The 22,748-nt window shown below is 73.2% G+C and carries 18 protein-coding genes; 8 read left to right on the top strand and 10 right to left on the bottom strand.

Annotated features, from left to right (window positions below; translation table 11 throughout):
* Positions 1-131 precede the first annotated feature (131 nt).
* Positions 132-1,007 carry a DUF5667 domain-containing protein gene (locus ABZV00_RS03635; protein ID WP_355601546.1) on the bottom strand — a complete coding sequence of 292 codons (876 nt, stop codon included), beginning with the start codon at positions 1,005-1,007 and terminating at the stop codon, positions 132-134.
* Positions 1,008-1,296: 289 nt separating this feature from the next.
* Entirely contained in the window at positions 1,297-2,247 is a 951-nt protein-coding gene (locus ABZV00_RS03630; RefSeq protein ID WP_328420763.1) for an ECF subfamily RNA polymerase sigma factor, BldN family, read from the bottom strand.
* Between the two features lie 585 nt (positions 2,248-2,832).
* On the opposite strand from ABZV00_RS03630, the gene ABZV00_RS03625 reads away from it, so the two are divergent.
* From ABZV00_RS03625 to ABZV00_RS03615, 3 genes are read left to right on the top strand one after another with little or no spacing between them, the layout of a single operon-like run.
* Positions 2,833-4,446, top strand: coding sequence for an AMP-binding protein (locus ABZV00_RS03625; RefSeq protein ID WP_355601544.1), 1,614 nt, complete (start codon positions 2,833-2,835; stop codon positions 4,444-4,446).
* Positions 4,436-4,690: a glutaredoxin family protein gene (locus tag ABZV00_RS03620; RefSeq protein WP_328420759.1), complete on the top strand. Its 255-nt coding sequence runs from the start codon at positions 4,436-4,438 to the stop codon at positions 4,688-4,690. Before ABZV00_RS03625 ends, ABZV00_RS03620 begins: the two co-directional genes overlap by 11 nt.
* A 20-nt stretch (positions 4,691-4,710) precedes the next feature.
* Positions 4,711-5,373 carry an HAD hydrolase-like protein gene (locus ABZV00_RS03615; protein WP_355601542.1) on the top strand — a complete coding sequence of 221 codons (663 nt, stop codon included), beginning with the start codon at positions 4,711-4,713 and terminating at the stop codon, positions 5,371-5,373.
* Here the strand turns inward: ABZV00_RS03615 and ABZV00_RS03610 are convergent.
* Both ABZV00_RS03610 and ABZV00_RS03605 read right to left on the bottom strand, forming a co-directional pair.
* On the bottom strand, positions 5,354-6,007 hold the full coding sequence (locus tag ABZV00_RS03610; RefSeq protein ID WP_328420755.1) for a response regulator transcription factor: 654 nt from the start codon (positions 6,005-6,007) through the stop codon (positions 5,354-5,356). The two genes, ABZV00_RS03615 and ABZV00_RS03610, sit on opposite strands and share 20 nt — an antisense overlap.
* 49 nt (positions 6,008-6,056) lie before the next feature.
* Positions 6,057-7,355, bottom strand: coding sequence for a sensor histidine kinase (locus ABZV00_RS03605; protein ID WP_328420753.1), 1,299 nt, complete (start codon positions 7,353-7,355; stop codon positions 6,057-6,059).
* A gap of 448 nt (positions 7,356-7,803) precedes the next feature.
* Between ABZV00_RS03605 and ABZV00_RS03600 the strand changes: the two genes are divergently transcribed.
* From ABZV00_RS03600 to hemB, 5 genes are read left to right on the top strand one after another with little or no spacing between them, the layout of a single operon-like run.
* A complete protein-coding gene (locus ABZV00_RS03600; RefSeq protein WP_328420751.1) occupies positions 7,804-8,574 on the top strand; it encodes a redox-sensing transcriptional repressor Rex in 771 nt (256 codons plus the stop codon).
* Entirely contained in the window at positions 8,571-9,968 is a 1,398-nt protein-coding gene (locus ABZV00_RS03595) for a glutamyl-tRNA reductase (RefSeq protein WP_355601539.1), read from the top strand. Before ABZV00_RS03600 ends, ABZV00_RS03595 begins: the two co-directional genes overlap by 4 nt.
* Complete coding sequence (hemC, locus tag ABZV00_RS03590) at positions 9,965-10,933, top strand: hydroxymethylbilane synthase (protein ID WP_328420747.1); 969 nt, start codon at positions 9,965-9,967, stop codon at positions 10,931-10,933. The genes ABZV00_RS03595 and hemC overlap by 4 nt, the downstream gene beginning before the upstream one ends.
* Positions 10,930-12,510: a uroporphyrinogen-III synthase gene (locus ABZV00_RS03585; RefSeq protein WP_355601537.1), complete on the top strand. Its 1,581-nt coding sequence runs from the start codon at positions 10,930-10,932 to the stop codon at positions 12,508-12,510. Before hemC ends, ABZV00_RS03585 begins: the two co-directional genes overlap by 4 nt.
* Before the next feature lie 20 nt (positions 12,511-12,530).
* Positions 12,531-13,514, top strand: a complete 984-nt coding sequence (gene hemB / locus ABZV00_RS03580) for a porphobilinogen synthase (RefSeq protein WP_355601535.1) — start codon at positions 12,531-12,533, stop codon at positions 13,512-13,514.
* Here the strand turns inward: hemB and ABZV00_RS03575 are convergent.
* From ABZV00_RS03575 to ABZV00_RS03550, 6 genes are all read right to left on the bottom strand, one after another.
* Positions 13,465-15,003 (bottom strand): DHA2 family efflux MFS transporter permease subunit, encoded by a 1,539-nt coding sequence (locus ABZV00_RS03575; RefSeq protein ID WP_355601533.1) that lies wholly within the window; start codon positions 15,001-15,003, stop codon positions 13,465-13,467. The two genes, hemB and ABZV00_RS03575, sit on opposite strands and share 50 nt — an antisense overlap.
* A gap of 129 nt (positions 15,004-15,132) precedes the next feature.
* Positions 15,133-16,062: a hypothetical protein gene (locus tag ABZV00_RS03570; RefSeq protein WP_355601531.1), complete on the bottom strand. Its 930-nt coding sequence runs from the start codon at positions 16,060-16,062 to the stop codon at positions 15,133-15,135.
* A gap of 17 nt (positions 16,063-16,079) precedes the next feature.
* On the bottom strand, positions 16,080-16,649 hold the full coding sequence (locus ABZV00_RS03565) for a sigma-70 family RNA polymerase sigma factor (RefSeq protein ID WP_355601529.1): 570 nt from the start codon (positions 16,647-16,649) through the stop codon (positions 16,080-16,082).
* 142 nt (positions 16,650-16,791) lie between these two features.
* Positions 16,792-20,070: a lamin tail domain-containing protein gene (locus ABZV00_RS03560; RefSeq protein WP_355601527.1), complete on the bottom strand. Its 3,279-nt coding sequence runs from the start codon at positions 20,068-20,070 to the stop codon at positions 16,792-16,794.
* A 91-nt stretch (positions 20,071-20,161) separates the two neighbouring features.
* Positions 20,162-21,178: a GNAT family N-acetyltransferase gene (locus ABZV00_RS03555; protein WP_355602011.1), complete on the bottom strand. Its 1,017-nt coding sequence runs from the start codon at positions 21,176-21,178 to the stop codon at positions 20,162-20,164.
* A gap of 72 nt (positions 21,179-21,250) precedes the next feature.
* Positions 21,251-22,732: a lytic murein transglycosylase gene (locus tag ABZV00_RS03550; protein ID WP_355601525.1), complete on the bottom strand. Its 1,482-nt coding sequence runs from the start codon at positions 22,730-22,732 to the stop codon at positions 21,251-21,253.
* Between the last annotated feature and the right edge of the window lie 16 nt (positions 22,733-22,748).

The following is a 22,748-nucleotide window of genomic DNA, read 5'->3' as shown; positions in this document are numbered from 1 at the left end:
CTCGCCGGATGCCTCCAGCGAGGGTAGCCGGCGTGCCTGGTCGAACGGCTGGGCACACAGCGAACTGTGCCGTGGCCCGCAGGACCTGAGGTATAGGGGAGTGGCCGGGGGCGGGTGGGCGCCGACTGGGGTCAGCGGGTGCCGGGGCAGGCGGTCGGGACAGGGCCGAGGGCATCACTGCCGGTCGGCGCCGGCAGGCCGCAGCGGATCGCCGCGCGCAGCCCGTCCGAGCGCTCCCGGACGCTGTCCAGCAGCTCCAGCGACCGCCGCGTCCGCTCCCGGTCGGCCCGGGTGGCCCCGTCGACCAGGTTGCCCACCGCCCGGCGCTGGCCGGTGACGAAGGTGTTGACGGTGTCCAGGCTCGCCGGCTCGGCCCGCTGCACCGCCGCGGCGGTGAGCAGGCGGACACCCTGCCGGGTGTCGGCGTCCATGTCGTCGAGGACCGCGCTGTAACCGATCCGGTCACCGCGTAGCTCGGCGGCCTCGCCGAGCCGGGTCCGGGCGAAGTCCAGGAAGAGCTGGCCACGGCTGATGTCCGAGCTGGCCAGGGCGAGTTGGGCGCGCTCGGTCGAGCGCTTCATGCCGTACAGCGCGTCGCCGGGGACCGCGTTCTCGCTGGCGGCCGAGATGCCGGAGACGGCGATGGCGCCAGCGGCGATGCCGATCAGGATCGCGCCGCGGGCGCGGGCCCGACGGGCGGTCACCGCGGGCAGCAGCGAGCCACGGGTGGCGGCGGCGGGACGCGTGGCGGCCGGTTCGACAGCCGCCGGGGTGCCCAGCCCCTCCCGTTCGGCGGTGGCGAGCAGCATCGCCCGCAGGCCGGTGCGGAAGTCGGGGTTCACCTCGACCGCCGGAGGGTCGACGCTGAGCCGTTGGCCCACTGCGACGAGCGGCGCGAGCTGGCCGTCGGCCCGAGACCGGACATGGTGTCGCCGGCCGCCGTTGGCCTCGTCGAGAAGCTGCGCGAAGCGCTCGGCGCGCCGGCGGGAGAAGAGGATGTTGTCCACCGCAGGCACCTCCTCTCGCTGGTCACGGCCGGTCGGCCGCCGTCGTTGCCAGCGACCGGGCGGCAGTGTGACACCACGGAGGTGAGGCCCCGTCCGGTATGCCGGTCGGACCCCGGTGACCCGGGCCTGCCGGGGCAACCACCGGTCGCACCCGGAGAAACGCGGCGGACCGGGCACGGGTTACGGGCCTGGTGGGGCGGAAATCACGGAATGTGATCGTTGTCACCAGTTGGGACCGACTTGAGTTGCCCGGACATCGATAGATGCCCATCGGTCCCGCGGAAGGAAGCTATGGCTGGAAACCGTCGGGCAGGAGTCGGGCCAGCGCGCGGACCGCCCGGTACTGGAGGGCCTTGATGGCACCCTCGTTCTTGCCCATGGCACGGGCCGTCTCGGCGACCGAGAAGCCCTGGAGGAAGCGGAGCACGATGCACTCCTGCTGCTCCGGGTTGAGCTGCTTCACGGCGGTGAGCAGGGCGACGTTGGTGATGTGCTCGACCACCGCCGCCTCCGGGCTGCCCTCCGGGCCCCGGTCCTCCCGGTCGGCGTCGAGCACGTCGCCGGTGGTGACCTCCAGCCGGTACCGGCCGGACTTGAAGTGGTCCGCGACCAGGTTGCGGGCGATGGTCACCAGCCAGGCGCCGAGGTCGCGGCCCTGCCAGGTGAAGCTGCCGATCCGCTTGAGCGCCCGCAGGAAGGTGTCCGAGGTGAGGTCCTCGGCGAGCTGGCGGTTGCCGACCCGGAAGTAGACGAACCGGAACACGGTGTCCACATACCGGTCGTAGATCAGACCGAACGCCTCGGACTCACCGGCCTGAGCCCGTTCGACCAGCGTCCAGACCTCGGTGGCGGGGTCGGACGGGTCCGGTCGGCTCGGAAAGCCGGTTGGGGTGGTGGTGGCCGGCACCGCCGGGATCACCGCCGTCTCGCCCGCCGACGGATCGGTGGTCGCCGTCGGCGTGTCGCCGACCCGTCGGCCCTGGACCGGCATGGTCGGACGGGCCGGCACAGCGACCCGACCGCCGGCCGGTTTCGCGTTCCCACCGGGCACCGCCGGTCGTGGCGGCGGCTCGTTGTGGTGTGGCCGGTTGCGGATCCGCTTCGCCGTTCCGTCACCCCGCACGGCGGTGCCGTGTGGATCGTCCAGCGGCGCGCGGGCCGCCGGCCGCTCGTTGACGTGGGAGCGTGCCGCCGAACCGGTCAGGCCGACCGGGCGTTCCGCGTAACCGAAAGTGGTCACCGCGACGCCCCCGTCCCGTCGGTCACCGGACGGGCCGGTTTGCGGGTCGTTGGTGCGGACCGACCGGGCTTCCGGTCGGGCAGGACGGTTCCGGGGTGTGCCGACGGGCGGCAGTTCCCCTTGAGGTGCTGGTCCAATGCGCTCACAGGCACGGGGGCCTCCTCGGGCTGAGGGGTGTCGACTCACGGCAAATGGGGTGAGCCGACCCGAGTGATGATAGGGCCAACGTCACCCGCGCGTGGCAAGTCCGTTACACAGGGCGGAAGTATTTCCTTCTCCGTCGCACCGTCGGCGGACCGGTTGTCCGTCGTGTGCGATTGACTTTGGACCGGCTCGATGATCCAGGGTGGATCCCCTGGTCGGGGTGCGTCGTCCGTTCGGCTGACCCGCCCCGACGGGTGGTCGGTGCGGGCCCGGCCGAACCGCCGGCGGAAGGGTCATCCGTCCCATCGACGGGACCTGATCGGGTCGCTGGCGGCACCGTGGCTGGTCCCACCTACGGGACTCGCGCGGCACGGTTGTCCGGCCGCTGGCCCGACCGTCGGGCGTGGCCTGTCGCCGTCCGCTGTGCCAGACTCGGTCACCGTGCAGGACGCAGCGGAAAACCCCGCGCCGAACCTCGCCGACCGGGTCCGCCGGGTGGCTCTCGACCACGGTGACCGGGCCGCGCTGCACTGGCGCGACCGGACGCTCAGTTGGTCCGAACTGGATGCCTCGGTCGACGCCGCCGCGCACGGCCTGGCCACCGCCGCGCCGCCCACCGACCCGGACGGTACGCCGCCCCGCGTCGCGATCGCCCTGGCCAACAGCCCTGACTTCGTGATCGGCTGGCTCGGAGCCCTGCGCGCCGGGCTGATCGCGGTGCCGGTCAACCCCGGCTTCACGGCACCGGAGCTGCGGCACGTGCTGGCCGACTCCGGCGCGTCGGTGCTGATCGGCACCGACCGGGTCCGAGGCCTGGTCGCCGAGGTGGCCGCCGAACTGCCCGCGCTCACCGCCGTGCACGGCGTGCCGCCACCGCCGACCGCCGACGCACCCGAGCACCCGCGCCCGCACCGGGGCGGTGACGACCTGGCCGTACTGCTCTACACCTCCGGCACCGAGGGCCGGCCCAAGGGTGCGATGCTCTCGCACCGCGCGCTGCTGGCCAACCACGAGCAGGTCGACCGGATCGAGCCGCCGGTGGTCGGTCCGGGCGACACCGTGCTGCTGGCTCTGCCGCTGTTCCACGCGTACGGGCTCAACTCGGGGCTCGGCGCGGTCGTCCACCATGGCGCGACCGGCGTGCTGCTCGACGAGCTGGGGCCGACAGTGGGGCTGGACGAGATCGCCCGGCACCGGATCAGCGTGCTGGTCGGCGTACCGTCGATGTTCCTGGCGTGGGCCGGTGCGGACGAGGTCCGCGCGGCGACCGCGTCGGTGCGGGTGGCGGTCTGCGGCGCGGCGCCGTTGGAGCCCGCGGTCGCGGCGCGCTTCACCGAGGTGAGCGGTCATTCGGTGCACGTCGGGTACGGCCTCACCGAGACCGCGCCCGTGCTCACCTCCACCCTGGTCGGCGGGGTCGCCAAGGTCGGCTCGATCGGTCGGCCGCTGCCCGGCGTGCGGCTGCGCCTGGTCGGCGCGGACGGGGCGGACCTGTGGCGCGACGGCTTGGCCGTCCCCGACGATGACCCGGATGAGCTGGACATCTCCGACGTGGCGCCGGGCACCGACCCGGGGCAGATCGTGGTGTCCGGCCCCAATCTCTTCTCCGGCTACTGGCCGGACGGTCGGGGCGGTCCGGACGCCGACGGCTGGTGGGGCACCGGCGACATCGCGTACGCCGACGAGGACGGTGACCTCTTCCTGGTCGACCGGCTCGGCGAGCTGATCCTGGTCAACGGGTTCAACGTCTATCCGCACGAGGTGGAGGTGGTGCTCGCCGGGCACCCCGGGGTGGCCGAGTCGGCGGTACTGGGTGTGCCGCACCCCCGGACCGGCGAGACTGTGCGGGCGTATGTGGTGCCGGCACCGGGACGGCCGGTGACCAGCGAGGAGTTGCTCGCCCACTGCGCACGGAACCTGGCCCGGTTCAAGTGCCCGACCGCGGTCGAGTTCGTCGACGCCCTGCCGCACTCGGCGATCGGCAAGGTACGCAAGACCCAGCTCCGGCCGCCGACGCCGGCCGACGCCCGCACGGAGGTAACCGATGTCCACTGACGCCCGGCTCGCCCTGATCACCCGGCCCGGGTGTCATCTGTGCGACGACGCCAAGGCGGCGCTCGACCGGGTGGTGGCGGTGACCGGGGACAAGTGGGTCGAGTGGGACGTGAGCGGTGACCAGGAGCTGGAGCGGGAGTACGGGGACCGGCTGCCGGTGGTGATGCTCGACGGCAAGGAGCACGGCTACTGGCGGGTGGAGGAGGAGCGGCTGCTGCGGGACCTGACCACGCCGCAGCTCTGAGGAGTGCCTATGGTGCTCTGATGACCCCTGCGCACCCCCACCTGGTGTGGGACTGGAACGGCACTCTGCTCAACGACCTCAGCCTGGTGGTGGCCGCCACCAATGCGGTCTTCGCCAGTGTGGGCGGGCCGGCGGTCACCTCCGAGGAGCACCGGGTGCGGTTTCGCCGGCCGATCGCCGAGTACTACGCCGAGGTGCTCGGCCAGGCCGTGGACGACGACGAGTTCGGCCGGCTGGACCGGATCTTCCACGACGCGTACCGCAGTGGGTTGACCACCTGCGAGCTGGCTGCCGACGCGCGGACCGCGATGGCCTCCTGGACGGGCAGCCAGAGTCTGCTCTCCATGTGGTTCCACGAGGAGTTGGTCCCGACCGTGCACACCTACGGGCTGACCAGCCACTTCGCCCGGGTGGACGGGTTGCGGGCCACGGTCGGTGGAGGCCGCAAGGCCGAGTCGCTCCAGCAGCACCTGGCCGAGCTGGGCGTGGACGGCACCTCGGTGGTGCTGATCGGCGACTCCATCGACGACGCGGACGCGGCGCTCGCGGTGGGTGGCCGAGCGGTGCTCTACACCGGCGGGTTCACCGACCGGGCACGGCTGCAGGCCTCCGGTCACCCGGTGGCCGACACCCTCACCGACGCCGTGACCCTGGCCCGGGAGGTCAGTTCCGCAGGTAGGTGAGGACGGCCAGCACCCGCCGGTGCTGCTCGGTGTCCGGCGGCAGCGTGAGCTTGGTGAAGATGTTGCGCACGTGCTTCTCCACCGCGCCGTCGCTCACCACCAGGGCGCGGGCGATGGCGGTGTTCGAGCGCCCCTCGGCCATCAGGGCGAGCACCTCGCGCTCGCGCGGGGTCAGCTCGCGCAGCGGGTCGTCCCGACGCCGTCGGGCGAACAACTGGCCGACCACCTCCGGGTCGAGCACGGTGCCGCCGGCCGCCACCCGGCGCAGCGCGTCCAGGAACTCGTCGATCGCGGCCACCCGGTCCTTGAGCAGGTAGCCGATCCCGCCGCCGGCACCGCCCGTGGTGGCCAGCAGGTCGTCGGCGTACGAGACCTCGACGTACTGGGACAACACCAGGATCGGGGTACGCGGCACCAGCCGACGCGCCTCCACGGCCGCCCGCAGCCCCTCGTCGGTGTGCGACGGGGGCATCCGGACGTCGACGATCGACACGTCCGGCTGGTGCTCCACCACCGCCGCGACCAGCGCGTCGCCATCACCGACGGCGGCCACCACCTGGTGCCCGCTCTCGGTCAGCAGCCGCACCAGCCCCTCGCGGAGCAGGACAGCGTCGTCGGCGATCACAATGCGCATGGCTGTGTTGTCTACCATGTCCGGCCTGTCGTGCGGGCTCGGAGCGGGCTCACAGCGGCAGCTCCGCGCGGAGCTCGGTGGGCCCGCCGGTGGGGCTGACCACGGCCAACTCGCCGCCGGCCGCCCGGACCCGGTCGGCGATGCCGACCAGCCCGTGCCCCTTGGCCAGGTGCGCGCCACCCTGCCCGTCGTCGCCCACCTGCACCAGGAGTCGGGTGCCCTGCCGGGACACGGCGACCAGCGCTTCGGTGGCCCGACTGTGCTTGGCGATGTTGGTCAGCGCCTCGGCCACCATGAAGTACGCGGTGTTCTCCACCGCCGGGTCGAGTCGCCCACCCGGCGTGCCGAGTTGCGGGTCCACCTGGAGGTCGATCGGGATCAGCCCTCGGCCGGCGAGCGCGGCCAGGGCGCTGGGTAGGCCCCGGTCGACCAGGATCGGCGGGGCGATGCCCCGGGACAGTGCCCGCAGCTCGGCCAGCGTGTCCCGGGTCTGGGTGACCGCCTCGTCGATGGTCCGGCCGGCCGCCTCCGGGTCGGAGGCGAGTTGCAGCCGGGCCCGGCTGAGGTCCATCGCCAGCCGGACCAGACGCTGCTGGGGGCCGTCGTGGATGTCGCGCTCCAGCCGGCGCAGCGCGGACGCCTCGGCGGAGACGGCGGCCCGCTTCTGCTCCTCCAGCACGGTGATCCGGTCCCGCATCTCGGCCACCCCGGTCAGCATGGCCCGGGCGAAGGTGGCCTGGAGCAGCGCGCAGCCCCGGACCACGATCGGCAGAGTGATCAGGAAGAACACCCCGACCGCGGTGGTCAGCCCGATCCGGGCGGTGGTCGAGTCGCCGAGGCCGAGCAGTTGGGCAGGGTCGCTGTCGCCGTCGCTGCGCGGCAGCGCCCAGTCGTACGCCCAGTAGAGCGAACCGGCGGCCGCGGCGGCCCACCAGACCAGCGCCACCACGAAGGTGATCACCGCCACGATCAGCCGCAGGATGCCGTGCGCCAGATCGAGCCAGGACTGGGCGTCCCGCATCGGCACGAAGATCCGCCGCCAGGCGTTCGCCCCCGCCTCCGCCAGCCGGTAGTGCGGCCGGATCCGGGGCTGCCGGAGCACGGCGGGCAGCCGCAGCCGCTCGATGTCGGCCAGCCCGCGGGCGGCGTACAGGGTGCCGCTGAGGATCGGCAGACCGATCACTGTGACCACCAGCCCGACGCCGACCGCGAGGCCCACGACGAGGACGACGAAGCTGGCCAGGGCCAGGGGCAGGCCGAGCAGTACGTACCCGGAGTCGACGAAGAGCTGGCGGGGGATGCTCGGTGCCAGCGTCGGTTGGTCGCTGGTGGCGGCAACGGCGGTCATGCCCCAAAGGCTAGGCACCCACGATCGGCCAACCCATCCCGAAACCCCGCCTCTCCCTCGTAGTGCTGCCCCTACCCCAACCCCCTCCGGCGCGTCGATCTTGCACCTGTGGTCGCCGATTCGCACGGTATGGGCCTGATGCGGGGCGGAAACTGCAAGATCGCGGGGGTGGGTGCGGCGGCGCGGGATTGGTCAGAGAAGTCGGGATTGAGCAATAATCGCCTCGGGCGGTGGGGGTGCAGGGCCGCTGGATCGATCTTGCCGAAAGGAGGTGCTGGTGGAGTCGCGTCACGGAGCGACAAGATCGCGATTTGTGCACGTCTTCACAAGCGCCTACTCTCTAGTTCCGACGCGCCCTGCTAGCACAGCCGGCAATCTCGGTCGCCAGCGGGAGTCCATAAGCGGCCGACCAGCGGAGTTGGCCGAGGAACGCACCGCACGGAGTCTCATGAGTCAGCATCGTCACCCAGGCGCGTCCGGCCGCGCCGGTGCCGTACCGGTGCTCCCGGACCTACCCGAGGCCACCGTCGCTCGGCTCCCGGAGTACCTGCGCGCGCTGCACAACCTCGCCGACGCCGGGCACGAGACGGTCTCCAGCGAGGGCCTCTCCGCCGCCGCCGGGGTCAACTCCGCCAAGCTCCGCAAGGACCTCTCACACCTCGGCTCGTACGGCACCCGGGGCGTCGGCTACGACGTCGCGCTGCTGATCGAGCAGATCGAGTACGTGCTCGGGCTCACCCAACGCCGGGCGGTCGCCCTGGTCGGCGTGGGTAATCTCGGTCACGCTCTGGCCGGCTACGACGGCTTCGCGGGCCGGGGCTTCCGGATCGCCGCGCTGCTCGACGCCGACCCCTCCCGGGTGGGTGAAGAGATCAACGGCCTGGTTGTACGGCATGTCGACGAGCTTCCGGCGGTCGCCGAGGCCGAATCCATCGCGATCGGCGTGATCGCCACCCCGGCCGCCGCGGCCCAGCGGGTCGCCGATCAGCTGGTCGCGGTCGGCGTGACGAGCATCCTCAACTTCGCACCGTGCGTACTCTCGGTTCCGGAGGGGGTCGACGTGCGCAAGGTCGACCTCGCCATCGAGCTGCAGATTCTGTCCTTCCACGAGCACCGCAAGGCGTCGCTCACGGCGCTGCCCGCCACCGGCGGGTCCGGCCTGACCGCCCTGCCCGGCGGGCTCGCGGCCACCGACACCCAGGAGGCGATCGGCACGTGAAACTGCTCGTCGTCGGCGCGTCCTACCGGACCGCCCCGGTCGCCACGCTGGAGCAGCTGGCTGTGCCCCCCGCCGACCTCACCCGCACCCTGGACCGCCTGGTCGCCCAGCCGTACGTCACCGAGGCCGTGCTCGTCTCCACCTGCAACCGGGTAGAGGTCTACGCCGCCGTGTCCGGTTTCCACGGCGGGCTCGGCGACATCTGCGCCGTCCTGGCCGAGCAGGCCGACTGCACGCCGACGGCGCTCGCGAGTCACCTCTACGTGCACTACGACGCCGCCGCCGTGGACCACGTCTTCCGAGTCGCCAGCGGGCTGAACTCGATGGTGGTCGGCGAGGCGCAGATCCTCGGCCAGCTGCGCGACGCGTACCACTGGGCCACCGGAGCCGACTCGGCCGGCCGCCTGCTGCACGAGCTGATGCAGCAGGCGCTGCGGGTCGGCAAGCGGGCCCACTCCGAGACCGGCATCGACCGGGCCGGCCAGAGCGTCGTCACCGCCGCGCTGGAGCTGGCCGCCGGGCACCTCCAGGGCGACCTCGTCGCCCGCCCGGCCCTGGTGGTCGGGGCCGGCGCGATGGGCTCGCTCGGGGTGGCCACGCTGTCCCGGCTGGGCGCCGGGCCACTCACCGTCACCAACCGGGGCGCCGACCGGGCCGTCCGGCTGGCCGAGTCGTACGGGGCGAACGCCGCGCCGATGACCGAGCTGGCCGACACCCTCTCCACAGTGGACATCGTAGTGGCCGCCACCGCGTCCACCGAACCGGTTCTCACCCGAGCGGTGGTCGGGGCGGCGCTCGCCGAGCGGGACCCGTCCCGAGGGCCGCTGGTCCTGCTCGACCTGGCCGTCCCGCGCGACGTCGAGGAGGGCGTCACCGAGCTGTCCGGCGTCGAAGTGATCGACATCGACCGGATGGCGGCGCTGCTCGCCGACGGTCCGGCCGCCGCGGACGCCGCCGCCGTCGAGCGGATCGTGCTCGGCGAGGTGGAGAGCTTCCTCACCTGGCTGCGCGGCGCCGACGTGGCACCCACCGTGGCCGCGCTGCGCGGTCGGGCCGACGACGTGGTCACCGCCGAGCTGCGCCGGCTGGCCCAGCGCCGCCCCGACCTCGGCGACGACCTGCGGGCCGAGGTGGCCCGGACGGTGCACCGGGTGGTGCAGCGGCTGCTGCACCAGCCCACCGTCAAGGTCCGCCAGTTGGCCGCGGAGCCCGGCGGAGACCAGTACGCGGCGCTGCTGCGCGAGCTGTTCGACCTCCAGGTGCCACAGACCTCGCCGGTGGACACCGTCCCCGACGTGGTGGCCCCCGACCTCGGCGCGGCGTTCACCGGCATCGACCCGATGCTCGGTGCGGACGTCACCGACCCGACTCCACCCACCGGAGGTGCGCGATGACCGCCCCCCTGCGCCTCGGCACCCGCGGCAGCGCTCTCGCGATGGCCCAGTCCGGCCAGGTCGCCGAGGCGCTGACCGCCGCCACTGGCCGCCAGGTCGAGCTGGTCGAGGTGGTCACCGCCGGCGACCGCTCCAACGCGCCGGTGCACCGGCTCGGCGTCGGGGTGTTCGTCTCCGCGCTGCGCGACGCGCTGGCCGCCCGGACCATCGACTTCGCGGTGCACTCCTACAAGGATCTGCCCACCGCGGCCGCTGGCGGGCTGCACATCGCGGCGGTGCCGACCCGGCAGGACCCGCGCGACGCGCTGGTCGCCCGGGACGGCCGGACGCTCACCGAGCTGCCGCCCGGTGCCACCGTGGGCACCGGAGCGCTGCGCCGCATCGCCCAGCTGCACGCGCTCGGCCTGCAGCTGGAGGTCACCCCGATCCGCGGCAACGTGGACACCCGCCTGTCGCGGGCGCTCGGCCCGGAGGCCGACCTGGACGCCGTCGTACTGGCCCGGGCCGGGCTCGCCCGGCTCGGGCGGGCCGACGTGATCACCGAGACGCTGGATCCGATGCTGATGCTGCCCGCGCCCGCTCAGGGCGCGCTGGCCGTGGAGTGCCGGGTCGACGACCAGGACCTGGTCGAGCTGCTTGCGGTGCTCGACCACGCACCGTCGCACGCCGCGGTCACCGCGGAGCGCGCGTTGCTGGCCACCCTGGAGGCCGGGTGCAGCGCACCCGTCGCCGCCTATGCCGAACTCGCCGAAGGCGACGCCGGCGATGAGATCTACCTGCGCGGGGCGGTGATCAGCCCGGACGGCACTCGTGACCTCCGGCTGTCCCGCACCGGAACGCCCGCCGACGCGGCGGAGATCGGTAAGGCACTCGCCGCCGAACTCCTCGAGCTCGGCGCCGACTCGATCCTCGGCCACGAAGGACGCACCGGCCCGGGGACCCAGCAATTTGGGAGCACAGAATGACCCGCACCCGTAAGCCCGTCGGCCGTATCGCGTTCGTCGGGGCTGGCCCCGGCGACCCGGGCCTGCTGACCCGTCGGGCGCACGACGCCCTGGTCGACGCCGATCAGGTGATCTACGACCGGGGAGTCCCGGAGTCGTTGCTCGCCGTCGTCCGCGCCGAGGCCAGGGACGACGCCGAGTTCACCCCGGCCGAAGGCGTGCCAGGGGATGTCGCGAAGGTGCTGATCTCCGCGGCCCGGTCCGGGTTGAACGCGGTGCACCTGGTCGCCGGCGACCCCTTCGGCCACGACTCGGTGGTCAAGGAGGTGCAGGCGGTGGCCCGTACCGCCGCCCACTTCGAGGTGGTGCCCGGCGTCGGCCAGGCCGAGGGCGTCGCCACCTACGCGGGTGTCCCGCTGCCGGGCGTGCGTACCGCCGCCGACGTCGAGGACGTCAGCGTGCTGGACTTCGAGGCGCTGGCCGCGGCCGTCGGCCGGGGTTCGCTCGCGCTCGCGGTGGACGCCGGTGACCTCGCCGCCGTCCGGGACGGGCTGCTGTCCGCCGGGGTCGACGGCACCACCGGCGTCGGGGTGACCGGCGACGGCACCGGCGAGACCCAGTACACGACCACGTCGACCGTGGACAGCTTCGTGGCCGCCGCGCTCGGCTTCACCGGCCGGGTGGTGCTCACCGTCGGCGCCGGGGTGGGGCATCGCGACAAGCTGAGCTGGTGGGAGAACCGCCCGCTGTACGGCTGGAAGGTGCTGGTCCCGCGGACCAAGGAGCAGGCCGGCGTGATGAGTGCCCGGCTGCGCGCGTACGGGGCGATCCCGTGCGAGGTGCCGACCATCGCGGTCGAGCCGCCGCGCACCCCGGCGCAGATGGAGCGGGCGGTCAAGGGCCTGGTCGACGGCCGGTACGCCTGGGTGATCTTCACCTCGGTGAACGCGGTCCGCGCGGTCTGGGAGAAGTTCGCCGAGCACGGGCTGGACGCTCGGCACTTCGGCGGCGTCAAGATCGCCTGCATCGGTGAGGCGACGGCGGACGCGGTCCGCGCGTTCGGCATCCAGCCGGAGCTGATCCCCGCCGGGGAGCAGTCCTCCGAAGGGCTGCTGGCCGAGTTCTCGCCGCACGACGAGATCCTCGACCCGGTGGGCCGGGTGCTGCTGCCGCGCGCCGACATCGCCACCGAGACGCTCGCCGCCGGGCTCACCGAGCGCGGCTGGGAGGTCGACGACGTGACCGCGTACCGGACGGTGCGGGCCGCGCCGCCGCCCGCCGAGATCCGGGACGCGATCAAGTCGGGCGGGTTCGACGCGGTGCTCTTCACCTCGTCCTCCACCGTGCGGAACCTGGTCGGTATCGCCGGGAAGCCGCACGCGCGTACCGTTGTAGCCGTAATTGGGCCCAAGACGGCGGAGACCGCGACGGAGTTCGGCCTGCGGGTCGACGTCCAGCCGCCGCACGCCTCGGTGCCCGACCTGGTGGAGGCGCTCGCCGCCTACGCCGTCGAGCTGCGCGAGAAGCTCGCCGCCATGCCGGCCAAGCAGCGTCGCGGCTCGAAGGTGCAGGGGCCGACCGCGTTGCGCTTCCGGTAGTCGTCCGAGGAGGACCTCCCATGCCGTACCCCGAGATCCGGCCCCGCCGGCTGCGCCGGACCCCCGCGGTGCGGCGGCTGGTGTCCGAGACGCAGGTCGACCCGGCCCAGCTGGTCGTGCCGATGTTCGTCAAGGAGGGGCTGACCGAGCCGCGGGCCATCGCGTCGCTCCCGGGGGTGCTCCAGCACTCCCGGGACTCGCTGCGCAAGGCGGCGGTCGAGGCAGTCCAGGCCGGCGTCGGCGGGATCATGCTCTTCGGGGTGCCGGCCCAGCGGGACCCGTCCGGGTCCGGCGGTATCGACCCGAACGGCATCCTGAACGTCGCCATCCGTGACGTCGTGGCCGAGGTTGGCGACGCCACGGTGGTGATGAGCGACCTGTGCCTGGACGAGTTCACCTCGCACGGGCACTGCGGTCTGCTCACCCCGAGCGGCGACGTGGACAACGACGCCACGCTGGAGGCGTACGCCGAGATGGCGGTGGCCCAGGCCGCCGCCGGGGTCCACGTGGTCGGGCCGTCCGGGATGATGGACGGCCAGGTCGGCGTGGTCCGCCGGGCGCTCGACGCGGCCGGGCACCAGGACGTGGCCGTGCTGGCCTACGCCGTGAAGTACGCCTCGGCCTTCTACGGCCCGTTCCGGGACGCGGTGGAGTCGGCGCTGGAGGGCGACCGGCGTACCTACCAGCAGGACCCGGCCAACCTGCGCGAGTCGCTGCGTGAGGTGGCGTTGGACGTCGCCGAGGGCGCCGACATGGTGATGGTCAAGCCGGCGCTGCCCTACCTCGACGTGGTGTCGGCGGTGCGGGCCGCGGTGGACGTCCCGGTCGCCGCCTACCAGGTGTCCGGCGAGTACGCGATGGTCGAGGCGGCCGCCGCGAACGGCTGGATCGACCGGGAGCGGGTGATGCTGGAGACGCTCACCTCGATCCGGCGGGCCGGCGCGCAGATCATCCTCACCTACTGGGCGGTCGAGGCCGCCGGTCTGCTCCGCCAGCGGTACTGACCGGTTCGTTCACCGCCACCTCGGGTTCCGCCGGGGCGGCGCCTGCCTCCGCGCTGGGCGGGGCGGCCGGAAGTCGCCGGCTGGTCAGCCAGGCGAGCGCCAGCAGCACGGCGGACACCGCCAGCGCGAGCCGAGTGGCCTGCGCCAGCTCCGGTGCGAAACCGGCACGGGTGAGCGGGTCGAGCCGGGTGGCGGCCGCTATGCCTCCGCCGCCCAGGCCCGACGCGAATCGACCGGCCATCCAGGACAGGGCTGCGGCGATCAGCGCTGTGCCGACGGCGACCGAGGTGTGCGACACCGTGGTGAGCAGCGTGGAGCCGGACGGCAGGTCGTCGGGCGGCAGCGAACGGCTGGCCGCGGTCATCGTCGGCATCAGCGTCGCGCCCATACCCAGGCCGATGACCGCGCCCAGCGCGGCGAGCAGCGGGTACGACGTGTCCGCGTCGAGCACCAGCACTCGGGCGATCGTGCCCGCCAGCGCGGTCGCGATGCCGAGCCCGACCACCCGCCGCGCGGAGACCCGGTCGACCAGCCGGGTGGCCACCTGAAGCATCAACCCGGTGGTCAGCGCCTGCGGGATGCCGATCACACCGGCCAGGGTGGCGGAGTCCCCGCGTACCACCTGCACGTACGCCGGAATGATCAGGAACGAGCCGAAGTACCCGGCGGCGAAGAACGCCACTGTCGCGGCGCCACCGGCCATCCCCGGCGCGCGCAGCACGGCCAGGCGCAGCAGTGGCTGCCGCACCCTGCCCGCCCGCCAGGCGAAGGCGGCCACCAGGGCGGCGCCGAGCGTGAGCGGCAGCAGCACGGACGCGGTGACGACTCCGCCCCGGTCGCCGGTGACGCTGAGCCCGAACACGGCCAACGCCAGGCCGGGGCAGAGCAGCAGCAGCCCGACGACGTCCAGTCGGACCGGTGGTCGTCGCGGGTCGGCGGCCGGCAGCACCGACCGGCCGAGCAGCACGGCCAGCAGCCCCACCGGCAGGTTGATCCAGAAGATCCACCGCCAGGACGCGTGGTCGAGCAGCAGCCCTCCGAGCACCGGCCCGATCAGCGGCCCGACCAGGACGGGCAGACCGAGCAGGCTCATCATCCGGCCGCGCCGGTGCGGAGGCACCGCAGCCAGCGCGACCGCCATCCCGACCGGGTTGAGCAGTCCACCACCCAGCCCCTGGAGGACCCGGAACGCGATCAGCGACCCGACGTCCCAGGCGGCCCCGGCCAGCACCGAGCCCAGGGTGAACAGCAGTAGCGCGGTCAGGTAGGTGCGGCGGGCACCGAAGCGCCCGATCGCCCAGGCCGCGGTGGGCATCACCGCGACCAGGGCGAGCGCGTAGCCGCTGGTGACCCACCCGATCGTGGTCAGGTTCGTGTCCAGGTCGTCGACCAGCTTCGGCAGAGCCACCACCGTGACGGTGGTGTCGATCACCGCGAGCAGACCGCCCAGGGTCAGGTACCAGCCGAGCCGCCGAGCGGAAGCGTCCACGTCGGCGGCCTCACGGCCGGGCCCGGCGGGCCTCGGCCCACCAGGACAGCTCGTTCAGCGTTGTCATGCCGCAGACGCTAGGACTTGAACCAATGATGAAGTCAACGGTGGCGGGAAAGTGCCTACGGCTCAGGGCAACTGCCCCAACCGATCGACGACGGCCATCCGGGTGACGGCGGTACTCGTGTAGAGCGACTCCTTGCCGTCCCGTACCAGAACGTCCCGGGTGCCGAGGTAGGCGTGGGTCTCCCGGTCGAAGATCAGGTCGATGTGTGCGCCGATCACGCCCGGAGTCCGCAGCGCCACCCCTCGCCGGCCGGCGGCGTCCCGCACCTCGCCGGGCATCACCCTGGCCCCCGGCACCTGGGTCATCGCCTGGAACAGCGCGCCGAGCGACTGCGGCGGCAGGTGGCCCTGGAGCATCCAGCTCCCCTGGGTGAAGGGCAGCTGGGGATCGTTCCTGATCGCCTCCAGGTCGGCGCCGGCGGGCAGCGGTACGGGAAGCGGCTGGTCCCGCAGGTATCGGACCATCTGCACCGGGTCGGTCGGCAGATCCTGGTAGTAGCCGGGTGGCGGAGCCAGGTGCGAGACGTCGTCGGTCCGCCACTGCTCCGGGTGGCTCTCCGGCCGCCGCCGCTGCTGCCAGGTCGAGCTGTCGCCGACCGGCACCCAGCGCTGGAGCCGCTCCTCGATGTACGGCCCGGCAGCCGGCAACTCCCGCTGGGTGAGTCGCAGTTCGATGAAGAGGAACTGGCCCGGGTGCGCCACCAGGTCCGGCTGCTGCCGAGCCGTCACCGCGGCCTCGGTCAGGATCTCGGCCGCGCTCGCCGTCGGTGGAGCGTCGCCCAACGTCTGGGCCATCAGCCCACCGACGGTCAGCAGGGCGACCAGCCCACCGACGCCGGCCAGGCGCCAGCCCGGCGCGCGCCACCGTACGCCCCGGCGCGTCGTGCGGACGGCGGTCGGGGCCGCGTCGGCGGCCCGGGTGGTGACGTGTTCCTTCAACTCGGCGAGAAGTCGTTCCTCGAAGTTGCCCTGTGGCGATCCGGTGTGGGTCATGGTGATCTTCCCTCCGATCAGACGAGCGCGGATTCGGAATGCGCGAGCGCGAGGCGTACCGCCCGGCGGGCCCGGTGCACACGGACCCGGGCGGCGACCGGGGACATCCCGAGCGCGGCGGCAGCGTCAGCCATGGACAGGCCGTCGACGGCGACCAGCTCCAGTAGGGCGCGGGTGCGCTCCGGTAGGCCGCGGAGGGCCTGATAGGTGCGGCGGGCCAGCCACTCCGCGTCGATGCGCTCCTCGATCCGGGCGATGTCGTCGGCATCCAGCAGCCGTCGTCCCGCAGCGCGACCGCTGGCCCGCAGGTGTCGGGTCACCCGGCGGTGTTCGGCCGCGATGACGTTGCGGGCCACGCCGAAGAGCCAGGCCAGCTCGCTGCCCCGCTCCGGCCGGTAACCCGCCGCGGAGTCGATCACCGCCAGGAACACCTCGGCGGTGAGGTCCGCCGCGGTGTGTGGATCGTCGACCCGGCGGGCGACGAACCGGCCGATCGTCTCGACGTGCCGGCGGTAGAACTCCTCGAACGCCGCCGGGTCCGTACCGATGGCGGCGAGATCGTCCCCGCCCGGGCTTGGGTCACTCACAGGCCGTCCTCTCGTTGGCCGTCGTTGCACCCCTTCATTGGCTCGGCGGGGGCGCCACGTTACATCCGGGAGCGGTACGGAAACGGCCCGCCGCCCCGGGCAGGTACCCGGGGCGGCGGGCCGTCGTCGGCCTGATCCAGGATCAGTCGTCGTTGGTGATGGTGCCGACCGCCAGCGGATCGCTCAGTCGCAACCCGGGCACGCCCGCCACCAGCAGCGTCAGCTTCTCGTCCGACTCCCGCTTCCGGTCACCGCGCACGGTCACCGGGAAGGTCAGCGAGGTCTGCCCGGCGGCCAGGGTCCGGCAGCCCACGTACGGGTCGAAGTCCGAGCCGGCCTGCGCCGTGAGACCAACGGTGGCGGCGCAGAGCAGCACCGGCTGGGACAGCGGCCGGGACACGGTGGCGGTGAAGGCGAGCTGCCGAGTGCCCTGGTTGCCCTCGACCACCGTCGCGTCGGCGACGGTCAGCGACGCCCGGGACCGGAACCGGGCCACCTGCGGGTCGTGGTCGCTGGAACCGCGCGACCCGTCGCCGGTGAACTCCGCAGGCCAGTCGGCGTTGATGTGCGCCGCCCGCACCTGCACCAGGTCGCCGTAGAGCGCGTCGTTGACGAACAGGTGGTCGAGCGTCTGCGCCTGCCCCTCGAAGCTGTACGAGTAGGCGGAGGCCGGCACGTCCGCGACCAGGTTGTCCCACAGGTTGTGCAGGCCCGCCTGGTAAAGCGGGGCGAGCTGGTCCGACGGGGTGGGCTGGCTGCCGGTGGCGATCGGGTCGTCCGGGCGGGGGAAGACGTTCAGGTCCCCGCCGTAGACCACCCGAGCGTTCTGGTCGGCCGCCTCGATCGCGGTGACGATCGCCGCGCCGTACGCCGCCTGCTCCCGACGCTGCCCGATCCGGCTGTCCGGGCCGGACGAGTAGTGGTTGCTGAGCGCGTACAGGGTGTACCGCTCGGACGAACCGGGCGTCGCGGCCACGCTGAACTTGCCCAGCTGGGGAGCGCGGGTGAAGACGTTGTTGCCGTCCCGGCCGGTGGACGTGTCCACGTCGGACGGCAGCACCGCGTTGAGTGCCTTCGGGTTCTGCACGTCGGCGTTGGCCGGCAGCCCCGGGGCGCGGTACTGGACGGTCGGCGAGGAGCCCAGCAGCGGGTCGCCCGCCGTCGCGGCCGCCAGCGACAACCGGTCGGTGCGGTACAGGAACGCGGCGGTGATACCGCGGGCGTCCGCGCCGGTCCGGTCATAGGCGGCGGCGTACGACGGCCCGCCGGCAGCCGCCACCGCGACCGCCAGCTCCTGGATGCTGTCCGGCGCGCCGTCGGCGTTGTTCGTGTCGCCGCAGGCCAGCGCCGCCCCGGACACCGTGCAGATGTCCTGGTCCTCGGCCTCCTGCACCAGGATCAGGTCCGGCGCGTGCAGGTCTTTGACGATCTGGTCGGCGAGCGCAGTGAGGTGCTCGCGGTAGTCCGCCTCGCTGCTCGGCACGTAGTCGAACGGCGGGTCGACGCCCGGGCAGCCGGCGTTACCGGCGAAGTCGCACCCGTCGAACGGGTCGTCCCGGTAGTCGTACAGGTTCTCCACGTTGTAGGTGGCGACCGCCACCTCCTGCGACCGGTCGGCCGGCTTGGGCGGGTTGTTCTTCGACGGGTCGGCCCCGGCGTCGAACTCCGCCCGCTCGACCTGGACGCCGTACTTCTCGAACGAGTAGTAGACCCCGCCCACCGCGTCCGCGCGCAGCGTGTCGAAGGTGTGTGCCGGCGGGAGCAGCGCGGTGCTGTCCCCGGCGGTGGCCTTCACGCCCATGCTGCCGAGCAGCACTCGCTGGCCGTTGCCGTCGTCGAAGCGGCGGGTCGGGTCGTTGTCCAGCGGGTGGGAGTCCCGGAACACCCGCCGGGAGTACGGGTCGGCGCGGTCCAACAGCGGGTCGTCCCGGTCGACCACCCACAGCTCCGCGTCGGCGGTGGAGGCGAAGACGTCCCGGCCGCTCACCGCGCCGCTGCCCGCCCGCACCCTCAGCCGGGTGCCCTCGTGCCGCTCCCAGTAGCGCTGCGCGTCGGTCAGCTCGGTCGGCGGCGCCGCGTCGGCCACCGCGACCGCGGTGCCCACGTCCAGGCCGGAGGCGATCCGGCGGACCAGCGAGGCGCCGGAGAGCTGGGTGAGGTTGAAGTACTCCGACACTCGGGCGCGGAGCACCACCTCGTCGCCGACCGTCGGGACGTAACCGCCGATCAGCGAGGTGAACGTTCCCATGAACACGAAGATGCCGTCGGAGCTGGTCGGGTCGCCGTCGGTGTCGCCGGTGCGGCTCTGCAGGAAGAACCCGTGCTGCTCCGCCCCGGCCGAGGTGCGGGCCAGGGTCAACTGGGTGATCACGCCGCGTACGTCGTACAGCGTGCTGCTGGTGCCGTTGCCGCTCGCCGGTGCGAGCGGCGACCGGTCGGTCGGGCCGGACTCGGCGTCGGTGGTGGTGCCCTGCACCTCGCCGACGGTCAGCTCCCGGGTCACCTGCACGACCAGGGCGCAGCTGGCGGAGCCGCCGCCCGCGTCGGTCGCGGTGACGGTGACGGTGTACGCCCCGGCGGCGAGGTCGGCGCTCGCACCGATCGTGGCGCGGGCGGTGCCGCCCAGCCCGTCGGCCGGGGTGAGCGCGGTGCGGGCGATCGAGCCGGTGGCCGGGGTCGGGCTGACCTGGGTCACCGCCAGGTCGACGATCGTGTCGTCGGGGTCGGTGGCGGTCACCTCGCGGGTCGCCGCCGTGCCCGCAGCGGTGACCAGCGGCCCGCCGCAGGTCAGCGTGGCCGGCGTGTCGACCGGCCCACCACCGTCCACGGTGTGCGTGCCGAGCCCGTCGAAGGTGTCGACCGGGAAGCCGGCCCACTGCGCCGCGGGGTCGAACGCGTCCGACGGGTCCGTGTCGCCGGCGGTCACCGTGGGCAGCCGACGCAGCGTGTTGTCCGCGGTGCTGGTGGCCCCCGCGCCCCACTCGGTGCCCGGGTCCACGCCCACCTGGCCGATCGAGTCGAGCACAGTGGTGCCCCGGCGCAGCACGAGCGCGTCGTCGCCGTTGAACAGGCTCGCCCCGGTGGTCTGGTCGGCCTGGGCGATGATCGCGGGGCCGGCCGAGGCGCTGGCGAACACGAACGCGTCGCCGGCGGCCACCGTCCCGGTGAGCGCGATGGTGGTGGCCGTGCTGGAGCCGTTGAAGAAGAGCTGGAGCTGGTAGCCGCCGGCGGTGAGGTCGACGGCGGCGTCGGTGCCGTTGAACAACTCGATCGCCTTGTTGTTCGACGAACCTTCGACGTACTCCGAGATGAACAGGTCGGTGGGCGCGGCGCTTGCCGCGGTGGGTGCGACGCCGACTGCCGTGATGGTCACGGCGGCGGTGGCGGTCGCGAGCGCGGCGATTGTGCGGCGCGGGCGCATAGGGCCTCCACGATGGGTGGACGAGTCAACGCACGTTAAGGTGCGCGGCTGTCCACCGTCCATCCCCCATTGGACAGTTTCGTGAATTCGTTCAGCGTGGCGGATCGAGGCGGTGCACCAGCTCAGCGATGTCGACGCTGTATTCGCACCAGTCCCGGTCGGGCCGGTAGCCCAACTCCGCGTTGACCTTGAGCATCGCCTCGTTGGCCTGTGCGTTCCAGGTCTGCACCTCGGCCAGCTCCGCCTCGGCGGAGCGCAGCTCCAGCAGCATCCGGGCCTTGATCGCCCGGTCGATGCCGTAGCCGCGGTGGTCCTGCGCCACGATCGTGTCGTACTGGTCGGCACGGGTCGGGTGCTGTGCCGGCACCACCACCTCGGTCAGGCCGGCCACCTCACCGCTCTGCTCGTGCCGGGCCAGCACGATGTACGGCTTCATGCCACGCCGGTGCAGGGTGTCCAGGCTGTCTCGCAGCCGCTGCGGGTCGTAGGAGCTGGGCCGCAGCTCACCGTCGTCGACGTCGCGCACCTCGGCCTTGGCCCGCGCGTACGCCTCGATCAGGTCGTCCGGCGGCCCGCCGGGGAAGAACTCCAGCTGGTAGCCCGCCCCGATGCCGGTGGCCATCTCGGCCAACTCGGCCCAGTCGACCGTGGCCAGGTCGAGCACGCTGCGCGTCTCCACGTACTCACGGGTGAAGCCGAGTGCCTCGTAGAAGGCCACCGCCGGCGTGTCGCCGACCACCTCGACCCCGATCGACCGGAAGCCCTCCTGGTAGACCCGGCGGGCGGCACGCAGCACCAGGTCACGGCCGAGCCCGGCGCGCCGCACGGACGGGTGCACCAGCACCTCGAGCACGCCGATGTCACCGAGGAGCAGCACGTGGACCTGCCCGAGGATCGCGCCCGGCTCACCGGGGACGGTCGACTCGCCCTGGGCGACCCAGGAGATCCGCCGTTCGCCGGGCATCACCTCGGCGAGGTATTCCCGCAGGGAACTCTCCCGCCACGGCGGGTCCTGTGGTAGATCGACCGCCAGGACTGCGTTCAGCGTGTCCACCAGCGACCCGATCTCGGCGGACGACGCGGTCCTGGGGTCCCACTCGCGCACCATCACCCGTCTAGCTTGCCGCTAACCGCTGCCCGGGGGAAGTGTCCAGTTCTCCAATGTATGTGAACGATCACTTCACGTGCGGCTGGCCCGTCCGTACCGATTTGCGGTGTCGTAGACGTCCTGGGCGTACCGGCGCACGTCGTTGTACGACAGGATGGCGTTCCACCAGTCGCCCGGGATGCTCAGGTTGCGGCCGCCCTTGCACAGGTAGTTTCCCGCCGCCAGGGCGGCGTCGTCCAGGTCGTGCGGGTCCTTGACCCCGTCGTTGTCCGCGTCCGCGCCGATCTCCTGCCAGGTGGTCGGGATGAACTGCATCGGCCCGATCGCCCGGTCGAAGGTGGCGTCCTTGTCGAGCAGCCCGCGGTCGGTGTCGATGATCCGCATCCGGCCGTCCTGCCCGTCCAGCCGCAGACCGATGATCTCCGGCAGCGCCTTGCCGTCCTGCCCCAGCCTCGCGCCGTTGGCCGAGCCGTGCCCGGACTCGACCTGCCCGATCGCGGCCAGCGTGGTCCAGCTCAGCGCGCAGCTGCGGTTGGTCTGGGCGAGCACCAGCTCGGCATAGCCGTACGCCTGCATCGCCGCTGGCGGGACGCCCACCTTGGCGCCGACCTGCTGTGCCCAGCCGGCCAGGGCGTCCGAGGGCCGCCCACCGGTCACCGGCCCGATGGCCGGTCCGGTCGGCAGCCCGCCGGTCGGGAGCGGCCCGGTCGGCAGCGGGCCGGTCGGGAACGCGCCGGTGGGGAGCGGGTCGGTGGGCAGGGGTACCCCGCCGGACGGCATGGCCGGCGGAACGTTCGCGGAGGCGTCGACCGCAACAGGCCGGGGAGCGCGGATGGTGGCCGGGACGAGCAGTGCGCCGGCCGCGGCGGTCGCGGCCACCAGGGCGAGCAGGAAGACCCCGGGCAGGGTGAGTCGGCCGCTGGGTCGGCGCGCCCAGGCGCGGGTCGCCCGGGCCGCGGTCGCCGCCGCCTGGCGCGGCGGCATGCGGACCGCGTGCGCGAACGGCATCCGCCGCCGCCGGCCGGTGCCGGACGTCGGCGCGCTGGCGCTCGCAGTGGCCGTGGCCGTGGCGGTGGCAGTGGTGCTGGCGGTGGTGTCCACGGTGGTCGCCGTTGGGTCTGCCGCAGCGGCGTCGGTCGACGTCGCGGCCTTCGGATCGGCCGGCGTCTCGGCACTCGGCCCGGGCGGGGAAACCGCGGTCGATTCGGTGGCCGGGGTCAGCGCTGTTGTGTCGGCGGCAGGAGGCTCGGTCTTCGGGGCCTCGGCGGCAGGAGGTTCGGTCTTGGGTGTCTCGGCGGCGGGGGTTTCCGTCTGCGGGGCCTCGGCGGCGGGGGTTTCCGTCTTCGGGACCTCGGCGGCGGTGGCCGCTGGCGGCGTGGGGGTGTCTGCGGCCCGGCCACTCAGCCAGGGGCGGCGGGGGCGGGGCACGGCTCGTGGCACCGGATCCGGCGCGGCTCCCGACCCTTCGAGCGGGCCGTCGAGCGGCGCTGCCGGCCGTAGCGGTCGTACACGCGTCTGGTCCTCGCCGTCCACCACCCGTCGAGTATCACCCATGCCCCGCCGGGAGTCA

The sequence above is a fragment of the Micromonospora sp. NPDC005173 genome, assembly GCF_040608515.1.
Lineage (GTDB): Bacteria > Actinomycetota > Actinomycetes > Mycobacteriales > Micromonosporaceae > Micromonospora.
Note: the sequence above shows the minus strand (reverse complement) of the source record. Positions and strands in the feature narration are given on the sequence as shown.